Below are 13,220 nucleotides of genomic sequence, written 5' to 3' on the forward strand. Positions count from 1 at the left end.
GACGCCCGGTCAACTCCGGACGCCTAGATTCCAGGACCGCGCGACCCCGGCGCCGACCGGTGCGGCGGGGCGGATCACACCCCTGATCAGGAGTGAGACGTGGAGCGACGCAGTTTCCTGCGTGGAGCGGTCATCGGTACGTCGGCCGCCGCCTTCGGCGGCAGCCTCTGGGGCGGGGCGGCCCACGCCGCGCCCGCACAGCCCGGCGCCGGCCCCTACGGGGCGCTCGGCGCGGCGGACGCGAACGGCATCCTGCTGCCCGCCGGATTCACCAGCCGGGTCATCGCCCGGTCGGGCCAGACGGTCCCGGGCACCTCGTACACCTGGCACAGCGCCCCGGACGGCGGGGCCTGCTTCGCCGACGGCACGGGCTGGATCTATGTGTCCAACTCGGAGATCAACCCGGGCGGCGGCGTGAGCGCCGTGCGGTTCGACGCGGCCGGCACCGTGACCGGCGCGTACCGGATCCTGTCCGGCACCCGCCAGAACTGCGCGGGCGGCAGGACCCCGTGGAACACCTGGCTCTCCTGCGAGGAGGTCAGCCGCGGTTACGTCTACGAGACCGACCCGTACGGGGTGAACGCGGCCGTACGGCGCCCCGCCCTCGGCCAGTTCAGGCACGAGGCCGCCGCCGCCGACCCGGTGCGCCGGGCGGTCTACCTCACCGAGGACGAGACCGACGGCTGCTTCTACCGCTTCCTGCCCACCACCTGGGGCGATCTGTCCTCGGGCACCCTCCAGGTGTTCAAGGCCGGCACCGCCACCTCCGGCACGTTCACCTGGCAGAACGTGCCGGACCCGGACGGCTCGCCGACGTACACCCGTAACCAGGTCTCCGGCGCCAAGCGCTTCAGTGGTGGCGAGGGCTGCCACTACGCCGACGACACCGTCTGGTTCACCACCAAGGGCGACAACCGGGTGTGGCAGGTCAACCTGCTCGCCGGCACCTACGAGCTGGCCTACGACGACTCGCTGGTGCCCGGCGGCGCCGCGCCGCTGACCGGCGTGGACAACGTGACCGGCGCGGCCTCCGGCGACCTGTATGTCGCCGAGGACGGCGGCAACATGGAGATCTGCCTGATCACGCCGGACGACGTGGTCACCCCGTTCCTGCGGATCAGCGGCCAGTCCGGCTCCGAGATCACCGGACCGGCCTTCTCCCCCGACGGCAGCCGGCTCTACTTCTCCAGCCAGCGCGGCACCACGGGCAGTTCCTCGGGCGGGATCACCTACGAGGTCACCGGCCCGTTCCGCGCGTAGCACCGGGACTCGCGGGGTTCACGGACCTCGCGGGGCTCACGGGGGCCGCCGGCGCCGCCCAGGAGGGCGGCGCCGAGCGGGGTGAGGGTGTGCAGGACCGCGTTGCCGTGGCGCAGCGTGGCGACCAGGCCCGCGTCGCGCAGGACGCCGGCGTGCTGGCTCGCGGAGGCGAGGGAGACCCCCGCCCGGCGGGCCAGTTCGCTGGTGGTGCCGCCGTCGCCGATGGCGTTGAGGACCTCCGAGCGGGTGTGGCCGACGAGCTTGGCGAGCGAGGGCAGGCCGGGGGCCCGGACCTTCGGCGCCTCGCTGTGGGTGACCGGGTAGACCAGGACCGGCGGCAGCTCCGGGTCGCGCAGCACGACCGGGGTGCCGCGGCAGAAGTACGAGGGCTGGAGCAGCAGCCCGCGCCCGTCGAGGTGCATCTCGCGGTCGACCGGGTAGTCCGCCTCCAGGACCGGGCTGCGCCAGCGCAGCATCGGCGGCAGCGAGGCGAGGAGTTCGTCGGCGCCGCCGTCGAGCAGGGCCCGGCCGCGGCGTGCCCGGTCGGCCTCGACCCGGGCCTGGATGTGGCTCCAGTACGGTTCGACGGCGGCCCGGTGGTAGGCGCGCAGCGCGCCGAGGAGCCGGCCGAGCGGTCCGCCGCCGCCGTCGGCGAGGGCGCGCAGGGCGGACGGCACGGCGGGGCGCCCGGAGCGGGCGGCGCCGATGAGGGCGAGCTCGGTGTGCAGCCGGCCGGGCGGGGTGGCCCGGATCGCGTCGAGGCCCTCGTCGAGACCGAGGATGCCCTGGGCCGGGGTGAGGAAGTCGGGGAAATAGCCGCGGCTGGGCACGAGGGCGCCGAGCAGCCGGGTCTCACCCCCGAGTCGTATACGCGCTTCGGACCGCCATTCCCCGTAGACCACCGAGCCGCGCCGGTCTCTTAAACGGTGAAAACTGAGAATCGTTTCCCACAGAACGTCCGGCTGTGCGGCCATCCGCACCCCCGCCAAGTCGTTTCCGCTGAAATGAATCCGCAGCATGGAACCCCCACCTGTGCACTCGCAACCACCCCCGACGACGAGTATGCACATCATCACTGCACGTTACCAGGGTGTTTCAGCCACACTTGAAAAGCCTCGCGGCGAACAGCCGGGAACCGAAAGGCTGTGCACGTCGGACGGGAAACCTTCAGGACCGAGGTGACGCGGCGAAGACCGTGGGGGGCTTTGGCGCGTCCGGCGGCGGTCGGCGAGGGTTGCGGCTCACCCGCCCGACGAGGGTAATGGGCGCGGCTTCCGGGTGGGGATCCGGAGGCCGCGCCCGCCTCATTCTTTGCAAATGTTCAATGCCGAATAATTCAATGCGGGGCCCCTGTGCGAGCCCATGCACCACTGGCACATGCAGTTGAACAGGACCTCACATTTTCCCCAACGATCTTGCAACGGTCGCCGGGGGCAAACCACGACGGGGCGGACACCTCCGCACAAGGTGTCCGCCCCGTCTCCTGTGGAAACCGGAGCCGCCGTCCATCGGTTCTGAGGGTCGGGGACGAACGGCGGCTCCGGTGGTCTGGCCGGGCTTTGCTACTGAACCGACGTTCAGCGGCTGTCGCTGCCCTTCGCCTCGGCCGCCGCGCGGCCGGCCTCCAGGCGCGCCACCGGGATCCGGAACGGCGAGCAGGAGACGTAGTCGAGGCCGACCTCGTGGAAGAAGTGCACCGACTCCGGGTCGCCGCCGTGCTCGCCGCAGACACCGAGCTTGATGTCGGGGCGGGTGGCGCGGCCGGCCTCGGCGGCCTGGCGGACCAGGGAGCCGACGCCGTCCTTGTCGATGGTCTCGAAGGGGCTGACGCCGAAGATGCCCTTCTCCAGGTACGCGGTGAAGAAGCTGGCCTCCACGTCGTCGCGGGAGAAGCCCCAGACCGTCTGCGTGAGGTCGTTGGTGCCGAAGGAGAAGAACTCGGCGGCCTCGGCGATCTGGCCGGCGGTGACGGCGGCGCGGGGCAGCTCGATCATGGTGCCGAGGGCCAGCTTCAGCTCGACGCCGGTCTCCGCCACGACCTGGGCGATGACCTTCTCGGCGTCGTCGCGGACCAGCTCCAGCTCCTGGACGGTGCCGACGAGCGGGATCATGATCTCGACGCGCGGGTCGCCCTTGGCCTCGACGCGCTGGGCGGCGGCCTCGGCGATGGCGCGGACCTGCATGGTGAACAGGCCGGGGATGACCAGGCCGAGGCGGACACCGCGCAGACCCAGCATCGGGTTCTGCTCGTGCAGCCGGTGCACGGCCTGGAGCAGGCGCAGGTCGTTCTCGTGCGGCTCCTTGCGGGCCTCGGCGAGCGCGACGCGCACCGAGAGCTCGGTGATGTCGGGCAGGAACTCGTGCAGCGGCGGGTCGAGCAGGCGCACGGTGACCGGCAGGCCGTCCATCGCCTCGAAGAGCTCGACGAAGTCCTTCTGCTGGAGCGGGAGCAGCGCCTTCAGCGACTCCTCGCGCTCCTCGTCGGTGTCGGCGAGGATGAGCCGCTCGACGTACTGGCGGCGCTCACCGAGGAACATGTGCTCGGTGCGGCACAGGCCGATGCCCTGGGCGCCGAAGCGGCGGGCGCGGGAGGCGTCCTCGGCGTTGTCGGCGTTGGCGCGGACGCGCAGCCGGCGGACGCGGTCGGCGTAGGCCATGATCCGGTGCACGGCCTGGACCAGCTCGTCGGCGTCGTCGGCGCCGGCGTGCATACGGCCCTCGAAGTACTCGACGACCGGGGACGGTACGACGGGTACCTCACCGACGTACACCTTGCCGGTGGAGCCGTCGATGGAGACGACGTCGCCCTCCTCGATGACCACGCCGGAGGTGGTGGTCATGCGGCGGCGCTTGGTGTCGACCTCGAGCTCCTCGGCGCCGCAGACACAGGTCTTGCCCATGCCGCGGGCGACGACGGCGGCGTGCGAGGTCTTGCCGCCGCGGGAGGTCAGGATGCCCTCGGCGGCGATCATGCCGTCCAGGTCGTCCGGGTTGGTCTCGCGGCGGATCAGGATGACCTTCTCGCCGGAGCGGGACCACTTGACGGCCGTGTACGAGTCGAAGACGGCCTTGCCGACGGCGGCACCCGGGGAGGCGGCGATGCCGCGGCCGATCTGCTCGACCTTCGCGTGCTCGTCGAACTTCGGGAACATCAGCTGGGCGAGCTGGGCGCCGTTGACGCGCTGCAGCGCCTCGGCCTCGTCGATGAGGCCCTGGTCCACGAGCTGGGTGGCGATGCGGAAGGCGGCACCGGCGGTGCGCTTGCCGACGCGGGTCTGCAGCATCCACAGCTGGCCGCGCTCGATGGTGAACTCGATGTCGCAGAGATCCTTGTAGTGGGTCTCCAGGGTCGACATGATCTCCATGAGCTGGTCGTACGACGCCTTGTCGATCGACTCCAGCTCGGCGAGCGGCACGGTGTTGCGGATACCGGCGACGACGTCCTCGCCCTGCGCGTTCTGCAGGTAGTCGCCGTAGACGCCCTGGTGGCCGGAGGCGGGGTCGCGGGTGAAGGCGACGCCGGTGCCGGAGTCCGGGCCGAGGTTGCCGAAGACCATCGAGCAGACGTTGACGGCGGTGCCGAGGTCGTGCGGGATGCGCTCCTGGCGGCGGTACAGCTTGGCGCGGTCGGTGTTCCAGGAGTTGAAGACCGCCTCGATGGCGAGGTCCATCTGCTCGCGCGGGTCCTGCGGGAAGTCGCGGCCGGTCGCGGTCTTGACGATCTTCTTGAACTGCTTGACGACCTTCTTCAGGTCGGCCGCGTCCAGGTCGGTGTCGCTGGCGACCTTCTTGGCGGCCTTGGCCGCGTCGAGGGCGTCCTCGAAGAGCTCGCCCTCGACGCCGAGGACGGTCTTGCCGAACATCTGGATGAGGCGGCGGTACGAGTCCCAGGCGAAGCGCTCGTTGTCGGCCTGGGCGGCCAGGCCCACGACGGAGGCGTCGGAGAGGCCGATGTTGAGGACGGTGTCCATCATGCCGGGCATCGAGAACTTCGCGCCGGAGCGGACCGAGACGAGCAGCGGGTTGTCGGCCTGGCCGAGCTTCTTGCCCATCTGCTGCTCAAGGGCGTCGAGGTGCGCGCTGACCTCGTCGCGGAGCTCGACCGGCTCGGAGCCGGACTCGAGGTAGACCTTGCACGCCTCGGTCGTGATCGTGAAGCCGGGAGGCACCGGGAGGCCGAGGTTGGTCATCTCGGCGAGGTTGGCGCCCTTTCCACCGAGCAGGTCCTTCAGGTCCTTGTTGCCCTCGGTGAAGTCGTAGACGAACTTCTGATCATTGATTTCCGACACGGGTCACGACTCCTCGACGACTCGGTTGGCTGCCCTGACGCCGAGGAACATACCCAGATCGAAGGCGTCTGGGGAGGTACGCCTACCGGTCATCCGGTCTTAACCACCCGTCCGCCAGCACATCGAAAGTAACCGACGAGTAGCTTCCGCTTTCAGGGCCCGAAGCCCGTTTGACCGAAAGCTGGACTCCCGCGCTCATCTGAGCGCCGAATGGAGCAGTTGCGTTCAACTCTTGAACGCAAAAAGGGTGGCACCGCGTGCCACCCTTCAAGCGGCAGAGGGGTCGGTAATCTGCTCATCTGAGCACTACCCCTATCAAGGGTGGCGAGGATCACTCGCCAAAAGCGCCCCTGAATATGGCCCGGGAGACCCTGGTCTCACCCTCCGGACGTGTCCAGCTCGGCCTCCTCGCTCACGCCGGCGCAGTCGTAGGGGTCCTTCAACCAGCCGTCCGGCAGGACAACACGGTTGTTTCCGGACGTACGCCCCCGGGGCCCCTCCGCCCCCTCCGGCCACGGCTGGTCCAGGTCGAGCTCGCTCAACTGAGCGCCGAGCTCCTCCAGGGACGAGGTGATCGCGAGCCGCTTGCGCATCTCGGAGCCGACGGCGAAGCCCTTCAGGTACCAGGCGACATGCTTGCGGAAGTCGATGACACCGCGCGCCTCGTCCCCCAGCCACTCTCCAAGCAGTGTCGCGTGCCGCACCATCACCTCGGCCACCTGCCGGAGGCCGGGCCTCGTGTAGGCGCCCGTGCCCTCGAAGCCCGCGACCAGGTCCCCGAACAGCCACGGGCGGCCCAGGCAGCCGCGGCCCACGACCACACCGTCGCAGCCGGTCTCGCGCATCATCCGCAGCGCGTCCTCGGCCGTCCAGATGTCGCCGTTGCCGAGCACCGGGATCTCCGGCACGTGCTCCTTCAGACGGGCGATGGCCTCCCAGTCGGCCGTGCCGCCGTAGTGCTGAGCGGTCGTCCTGCCGTGCAGGGCGATCGCGGTGACGCCCTCCTCGACCGCGATCCGGCCCGCGTCGAGATAGGTGAGGTGGTCGTCGTCGATGCCCTTGCGCATCTTCATCGTGACCGGCAGCTCACCGGCGTTGGCCACGGCCTCGTTCAGGATCGCCCGCAGCAGATGCCGCTTGTACGGCAGCGCCGACCCGCCGCCCTTGCGGGTCACCTTCGGCACCGGGCAGCCGAAGTTCAGGTCGATGTGATCGGCCAGGTCCTCGTCGACGATCATCCGCACCGCCTTGCCGACGGTCACCGGGTCCACCCCGTACAGCTGGATCGACCGCGGCTGCTCGGACGGATCGAAGTGGATGAGCTGCATCGTCTTCTCGTTGCGCTCCACCAGCGCCCGCGTCGTGATCATCTCGCTCACGAACAGGCCCTTACCGCCGGAAAACTCACGGCACAGGGTACGGAAGGGGGCGTTGGTGATGCCGGCCATGGGCGCGAGCACCACCGGCGGCTGCACGATGTGCGGCCCGATGGAGAGGGGGGAGAACGCGGTCATTGCCCCATTGTCCCGCACGCGGAAAGTCTTTAGACAACCGTACGATCCGGGGGCGGCGGGCGAGCGTGGGGGCGGAAGCGGTACGGGGGCCGGGCGCGGCCTCGGCGAGCGGCGCGGGCACGGCGGGCCCCGGGGCCGCGCGCGGGGCGGGCGCGGCCCGGCGGGTGGGCGCGGGGCGGACGCGGCCCGACGGGCGGGCGCGGCCCGACGGGCGGGCGCGGCCGTGCCGACCCGACGCGGGTGCCATGCAGAGCGCAGCGAAGTCCGGCGCGGGGCGGACGCGGCGCAGCGCGAGGCCGGGCGCGCCCCGCGCCGCGGGCTCAGACCGCGGCCAGGCGGGCGGGCGGCTCCGCCGCCTGCGCCGCCTTCACCCGCTCCTCCGTCAGCACGCGCGCGAGGAGGCGCTCGATGCCCTTCCGGCTCGCCTCGTCGACCGGGACGTAGGTCACCAGGCGCGGGCCGGCCATGGGGCCGAGCCACAGGTTGGTGTGTTCGAGGCGGAGGGGGCCGACCTCCGCGTTGCGGATGAGCTTGGTGCGGCCGGACTGGTCGACGACGTCATGGCGGGCCCAGATCTCGCGGAACTCCGGCGACGCCGCCTGGAGCCGGTCGAGGAGCGCCTTCCAGGCGGGCTCGGCGAGGTGCTCGGCCATCGAGGCGCGCAGCTTGCCGGCGAGCGCGCCGAGCACCTCGGGCAGGTCGGTGACGGCGGACCGGAAGTCGTCGTTGGTGAAGGCCAGCCACAGGCTGTTGCGGTCCTCGCGGGGCAGCGCGTCCAGGTCGCAGAAGAGGCGCCCGAAGGTGCGGTTGTGGGCGAGGAAGTCGTAGCGGCTGTTCTGCACGGCGGCGGGCACCGGCTCCAGCCGGTCGAGGAGCTCGCGGAGCGCGGGGGTGACGGTCGGGCAGGGCGTCTCGGGGTGCGGGTCGGCCTGTCCGGCGAGGGAGAAGAGATGGGTCCGCTCGGTGGGGTCGAGGAGCAGGGCGCCCGCGAGCGCGTCCAGGACCTGCGGGGACACCTGTATGGGCCGCGCCTGCTCCAGCCACGTGTACCAGGTGACGCCCACGGCGGAGAGCTGCGCGACCTCCTCGCGGCGCAGCCCCGGGGTGCGGCGGCGCCGCCCGCGCGGCAGCCCGACCTGCTCGGGGCTGATCCGCTCGCGCCGGCTGCGCAGGAAGGCGGCCAGCTCGTGCCGCCGGACATCGGGCTCCGCCGCCGGGCCCGCGGTGCCCGCCGTACCCGCCGTACCTGCCGTACCTGCCGTACCTGCCGTACCTGCCGTACCTGCCGTACCTGCCGTACCTGCCGTGTCGAGGCTCATGACGCTCATGCCCCCAGGGTGCCGGGGCACTCAGCCCATTGCCAGGTACTGCTTGTACCAGGATAAGGAGACTCTGGTACCAGGCTGAGGACCGCGCGAGGCTCGGTCCCGTGACCACGACATCCACCCCGTCCACCACCTCCGCGTCCGTACCCACCGGCGCCGTCCCGCGCGTCGACCACACCCGGCGGCCGGTGCTCGGCGCGCTCGGCCTGTTCACCGTGCTGCTCGGCGCGGCCCTCCCCCTCATCGACTTCTTCATCGTCAACGTCGCCCTGCCCACCATCGACCACGACCTGAACGCGGGCCCGGCCCTCCTCGAACTGGTCGTCGCCGGCTACGGCCTGTCGTACGCCGTGCTGCTCGTGCTCGGCGGCCGGCTCGGCGACCAGTTCGGCCGCCGCCGGCTCTTCCTGGCGGGCATGGCCGCCTTCGGGCTCACCTCGCTCGCCTGCGGGCTCGCCCCGGACGCCTGGACCCTGGTCGGCGCCCGGGTGGCACAGGGTGCCGCGGCGGCCCTGATGCTGCCGCAGGTGCTCGCGACCATTCACTCCTCGACCTCGGGTGCCCGCCACGCACGGGCGCTCAGCCTGTACGGGGCGACCGCGGGCCTGGCCATGGTGGCCGGCCAGATCCTGGGCGGTGTGCTGGTCGCGGCCGATCTCGCGGGCAGCGGCTGGCGGTCGATCTTCCTGGTCAACGTGCCGGTGGCGGCGATCGGCCTGCTGCTCGCGGTGCGCGGCGTCCCCGAGACCCGCTCGGACCGGCCCGCCCCGGTCGACCTGCCCGGCACCCTGCTGCTCGCCGTCTCCCTGCTCACCCTGCTCGCCCCGCTGACCGAGGGCCGGGCGGCCGGCTGGCCGCTGTGGACCTGGGTCGCGCTCGCCGTCTTCCCGTTCGCGGCCGGCGCGTTCTGGTGGGTGGAGCGGCGCGCCGACCGCCGCGGCGGTACGCCCCTGGTGCCGCCGAGCCTGCTGCGGCTGGTCTCGCTGCGCCGCGGCCTCGCGATGGTGCTGCCGTTCTCGGTGGGCTTCGGCGGCTTCATGTTCGTGATCGCGGTGGCGCTCCAGCAGGGCCTCGCGATGGGCGCGGTGGCCTCGGGCCTGGCGCTCGTACCGATGGCGGTGGCCTTCTTCGGGGCCTCGCTCGCGGGCCCGCGGCTCGTCGGCCGCTGGGGCACGAGGGTGGTGCCGGCGGGCGCCGCGCTCCAGGCGCTCGGTGTCGGGCTGCTCGCCTGGACGGTCGCGGACGGCTGGCCGGAGCTGTCGGGGTGGAGCCTGCTGCCGGGCATGGCGGTCGCGGGCTTCGGCCAGGGGCTCCAGCTGCCGGTGCTCTTCCGGGTGGTGCTCTCGGAGGTGCCGGCGGAGCGGGCGGGCGTGGGCAGCGGCGTGATGGTGACGACCCAGCAGTCGGCCCTCGCGCTCGGCGTCGCGACGCTCGGCTCGCTCTTCCTCTCCCTGGCCGGATCCGGCGACATGGGCTCGGCGCTGACGACGACGCTCCTGGTGCAGCTGGGCGTGGTGGTGCTGACGCTGCTGCTGAGCCTGCGCCTCCCTGCGATGAAGGGATGAGGACATCAGGGATCGAACGCAGGAATCGACTGACAGATATTGAAATCTGTCATCGCACATGTCATGGTTGATGCATGACGACGCACATCACTCCCCTCCCCACCCGTTCCCTCGGCACCACCGGCCCCACGGTCTCCGCGCTCGGCCTCGGCTGCATGGGCATGTCCGCCCTGTACGGCGAGGCCGACCGCGCCGAGTCGATCGCGACCATCCACGCGGCCCTGGACGCGGGCGTCACGCTCCTCGACACCGGCGACTTCTACGGCATGGGCCACAACGAGCTGCTGATCAACGAGGCCCTGCGCACCGCGCCCGCCGCCGCCCGCGAGAAGGCGCTCACCAGCGTCAAGTTCGGCTCCCTGCGCACGGTCGAGGGCGGCTTCACCGGCATCGACGGCCGCCCGGCCGCGGTCAAGAACTTCCTCGCCTACTCGCTCCAGCGCCTCGGCACCGACCACATCGACATCTACCGGATCGCCCGCGTCGACCCCGACGTCCCGATCGAGGAGACCGTCGGCGCCATCGCCGAGCTGGTCGAGGCCGGGCACGTCCGGCACATCGGCCTCTCCGAGGTCGGTGCCGACACCCTGCGCCGGGCGGCGGCCGTCGCCCCGATCGCGGACCTCCAGATCGAGTACTCGCTGATCTCCCGCGGCATAGAGGACAAGATCCTGCCGACGGCCCGCGAGCTGGGCATCGGCATCACCGCGTACGGAGTGCTCTCCCGCGGCCTGATCAGCGGCCACTTCACCCGGGACCGCGAGCTCGCCGCCGGCGACTTCCGCGGCATGAGCCCGCGCTTCCAGGGCGAGAACCTGAACCGCAACCTGGACCTGGTCGACCGGCTGCGCGCCGTCGCCGAGGCCAAGGGCGTCTCGGTCGCGCAGCTCGCCATCGCCTGGGTCCTCGCCCAGGGCCCCCGGCACGGCGCGGACATCGTCCCGCTGGTCGGCGCCCGCCGCCGCGACCGGCTCACCGAGGCCCTCGGCGCGCTCGACGTCACGCTCGACGCGGCCGACCTCGCGGCGATCGAGTCGGCCGTCCCGGCGGACGCGGCGGCCGGCGCCCGCTACCCGGAGGCGCAGATGGCCCACCTGGACAGCGAGCACTGACGGGTACTGTCAGTGGCATGGCCGCCAGCACCGAAACCCTGACCGCAGAGCGCATCCTCGAAGCCACCGAGGAGGTGCTGCGCCGCTACGGCCCCGCGAAGGCGAACGTCGTCGACGTGGCCCGGGCGCTCGGCGTCAGCCACGGCAGCGTCTACCGCCACTTCCGTACGAAGGCGGCCCTGCGCGAGGCGGTCACCGAGCGCTGGCTGTCGCGCACCGAGGTGGCCCTGGCCGAGCTGACCGAGGCCCCGGGGCCCCGGGCTCCGCAGAAGCTGCACGACTGGTTCGCCACGCTCTTCGAGGCCAAGCGCCACAAGGCGGGCGACGACCCGGAGCTGTTCGCCACGTACAACGTCCTGATCGACGAGAACAGCGGTGTGGTCGACCGGCACCTGGAGGTGCTGATCGGCCAGGTGCGCACGATCGTCGAGGAGGGCACGCGGGAGGCCGAGTTCACCGCACCCGACCCGGAGGCCACGGCCCGCGCGCTGTTCTACGCGACCGCGCGCTTCCACGACCCGGCCTACGCCCCGGAGTGGCGGCGTCCGGCGATAGACACGGAGTTCGAGTCCGTGGTCGGCCTGCTGCTGCGCGGCCTGCGCCCGTAACCCGCGACCCGCACCCCGTACGTACCCGTACCCCGCACCCGTGCATACGGGAAGCCCCCGGCTCCGAGATTCGGAACCGGGGGCTTCGCCGTATGCGTGAAGCGGACTCAGCAGCCCAGCAGGCGGCTGGCCAGGTAGCCCTGGATCTGGTCCAGGGAGACGCGCTCCTGCTTCATGGTGTCGCGCTCGCGCACGGTCACCGCGTTGTCGTCCAGGGTGTCGAAGTCGACGGTGACGCAGAACGGGGTGCCGATCTCGTCCTGGCGGCGGTAGCGGCGGCCGATGGCGCCGGCGTCGTCGAACTCGATGTTCCAGTTCTGCCGCAGGTCCGCCGCGAGGCCCTTGGCCTTCGGCGAGAGCTGCGGGTTGCGGGACAGCGGCAGGACGGCGACCTTGACCGGGGCCAGGCGGTAGTCGAGGCGCAGCACGGTGCGCTTCTCCATCACGCCCTTGGCGTTGGGGGCCTCGTCCTCGTTGTACGCGTCGAGCAGGAAGGCGAGCATGGTGCGGCCGACACCGGCGGCGGGCTCGATGACGTACGGCGTCCAGCGCTCCTGGGCCTCCTGGTCGAAGTAGACCAGGTCGGTGCCGGAGGCCTTGGAGTGCGCGGAGAGGTCGTAGTCGGTGCGGTTGGCGACGCCCTCCAGCTCGCCCCACTCGCTGCCGCCGAACTGGAAGCGGTACTCGATGTCGGCGGTGCGCTTCGAGTAGTGGGAGAGCTTCTCCGCCGGGTGCTCGTACCAGCGCATGTTCTCCTCACGGAGACCCAGGCCGGTGTACCAGTTCCAGCGCTGCTCCATCCAGTATTCCTGCCACTGCTCGTCCTCGCCCGGCTTGACGAAGAACTCCATCTCCATCTGCTCGAACTCGCGGGTGCGGAAGATGAAGTTGCCCGGAGTGATCTCGTTCCGGAAGGACTTGCCCATCTGCGCGATGCCGAACGGGGGCTTCTTGCGCGCGGCCCCCTGCACCTGGGCGAAGTTGGTGAAGATGCCCTGCGCGGTCTCGGGACGCAGGTAGGCGATGGAGCCGCTGTCCTGGGTCGGGCCGAGGTGCGTGGCGAGCAGGCCGGAGAACTGCTTGGGCTCGGTGAAGGTGCCCTTGTTGCCGCAGTTGGGGCAGTTGAGGTCGGAGAGGCCGTTCTCGGGGAGACGGCCGTGCTTCTCCTCGTACGCCTCCTCCAGGTGGTCCGCGCGGTAGCGCTTGTGGCAGGAGGTGCACTCGGTCAGCGGGTCGGTGAAGGTCGCGACGTGACCGGAGGCCTCCCAGACCTCGGTGGCCAGGATGACCGACGAGTCGATGCCGACGACGTCCTCGCGCGCGGTGACCATGTAACGCCACCACTGGCGCTTGATGTTCTCCTTGAGCTCGACGCCCAGGTGTCCGTAGTCCCAGGCGGCGCGCTGACCGCCGTAGATCTCACTGCAGGGGAAAACGAAGCCACGGCGCTTGCTCAGGCTGACGATGGTGTCGATCTTGTCGGCGGCCACGGTGCTCTCTTCATTACGACGACGAAGTGCGAATGCCTCAGGTTACCGGCGCCCCTG

General features: G+C 71.3%; 9 protein-coding genes. 4 read left to right on the plus strand and 5 right to left on the minus strand.

Going from position 1 to position 13,220, the window contains the following annotated elements; translation table 11 throughout:
• Positions 1–99 precede the first annotated feature (99 nt).
• Positions 100–1,260 (plus strand): alkaline phosphatase PhoX, encoded by a 1,161-nt coding sequence (locus AB0C73_RS18485; protein WP_362530871.1) that lies wholly within the window; start codon positions 100–102, stop codon positions 1,258–1,260.
• Here the strand turns inward: AB0C73_RS18485 and AB0C73_RS18490 are convergent.
• The 4 genes from AB0C73_RS18490 to AB0C73_RS18505 form a co-directional block, all read right to left on the minus strand.
• Positions 1,230–2,279: a winged helix-turn-helix domain-containing protein gene (locus tag AB0C73_RS18490; RefSeq protein WP_362530874.1), complete on the minus strand. Its 1,050-nt coding sequence runs from the start codon at positions 2,277–2,279 to the stop codon at positions 1,230–1,232. The two genes, AB0C73_RS18485 and AB0C73_RS18490, sit on opposite strands and share 31 nt — an antisense overlap.
• A gap of 558 nt (positions 2,280–2,837) precedes the next feature.
• Positions 2,838–5,549 carry a pyruvate, phosphate dikinase gene (gene ppdK / locus AB0C73_RS18495; RefSeq protein WP_362530876.1) on the minus strand — a complete coding sequence of 904 codons (2,712 nt, stop codon included), beginning with the start codon at positions 5,547–5,549 and terminating at the stop codon, positions 2,838–2,840.
• A gap of 377 nt (positions 5,550–5,926) precedes the next feature.
• On the minus strand, positions 5,927–7,063 hold the full coding sequence (dusB, locus tag AB0C73_RS18500; protein ID WP_362530879.1) for a tRNA dihydrouridine synthase DusB: 1,137 nt from the start codon (positions 7,061–7,063) through the stop codon (positions 5,927–5,929).
• Positions 7,064–7,383: 320 nt separating this feature from the next.
• Positions 7,384–8,382, minus strand: coding sequence for a helix-turn-helix domain-containing protein (locus tag AB0C73_RS18505; protein ID WP_362531012.1), 999 nt, complete (start codon positions 8,380–8,382; stop codon positions 7,384–7,386).
• 110 nt (positions 8,383–8,492) lie between these two features.
• Here AB0C73_RS18505 and AB0C73_RS18510 point away from each other — a divergent pair, with 110 nt between their 5' ends.
• From AB0C73_RS18510 to AB0C73_RS18520, 3 genes are all read left to right on the plus strand, one after another.
• Entirely contained in the window at positions 8,493–9,953 is a 1,461-nt protein-coding gene (locus AB0C73_RS18510; protein WP_362530882.1) for an MFS transporter, read from the plus strand.
• Positions 9,954–10,027: 74 nt separating this feature from the next.
• Entirely contained in the window at positions 10,028–11,065 is a 1,038-nt protein-coding gene (locus tag AB0C73_RS18515) for an aldo/keto reductase (RefSeq protein WP_362530885.1), read from the plus strand.
• A 17-nt stretch (positions 11,066–11,082) separates the two neighbouring features.
• On the plus strand, positions 11,083–11,673 hold the full coding sequence (locus AB0C73_RS18520) for a TetR family transcriptional regulator (RefSeq protein ID WP_362530888.1): 591 nt from the start codon (positions 11,083–11,085) through the stop codon (positions 11,671–11,673).
• Positions 11,674–11,780: 107 nt separating this feature from the next.
• Here the strand turns inward: AB0C73_RS18520 and AB0C73_RS18525 are convergent, their stop codons facing one another.
• Positions 11,781–13,163 (minus strand): glycine--tRNA ligase, encoded by a 1,383-nt coding sequence (locus AB0C73_RS18525; RefSeq protein ID WP_362530890.1) that lies wholly within the window; start codon positions 13,161–13,163, stop codon positions 11,781–11,783.
• Positions 13,164–13,220: the final 57 nt, after the last annotated feature.

The sequence above is a fragment of the Streptomyces sp. NPDC048623 genome, from assembly GCF_040650755.1.
Taxonomy (GTDB): Bacteria; Actinomycetota; Actinomycetes; order Streptomycetales; family Streptomycetaceae; genus Streptomyces.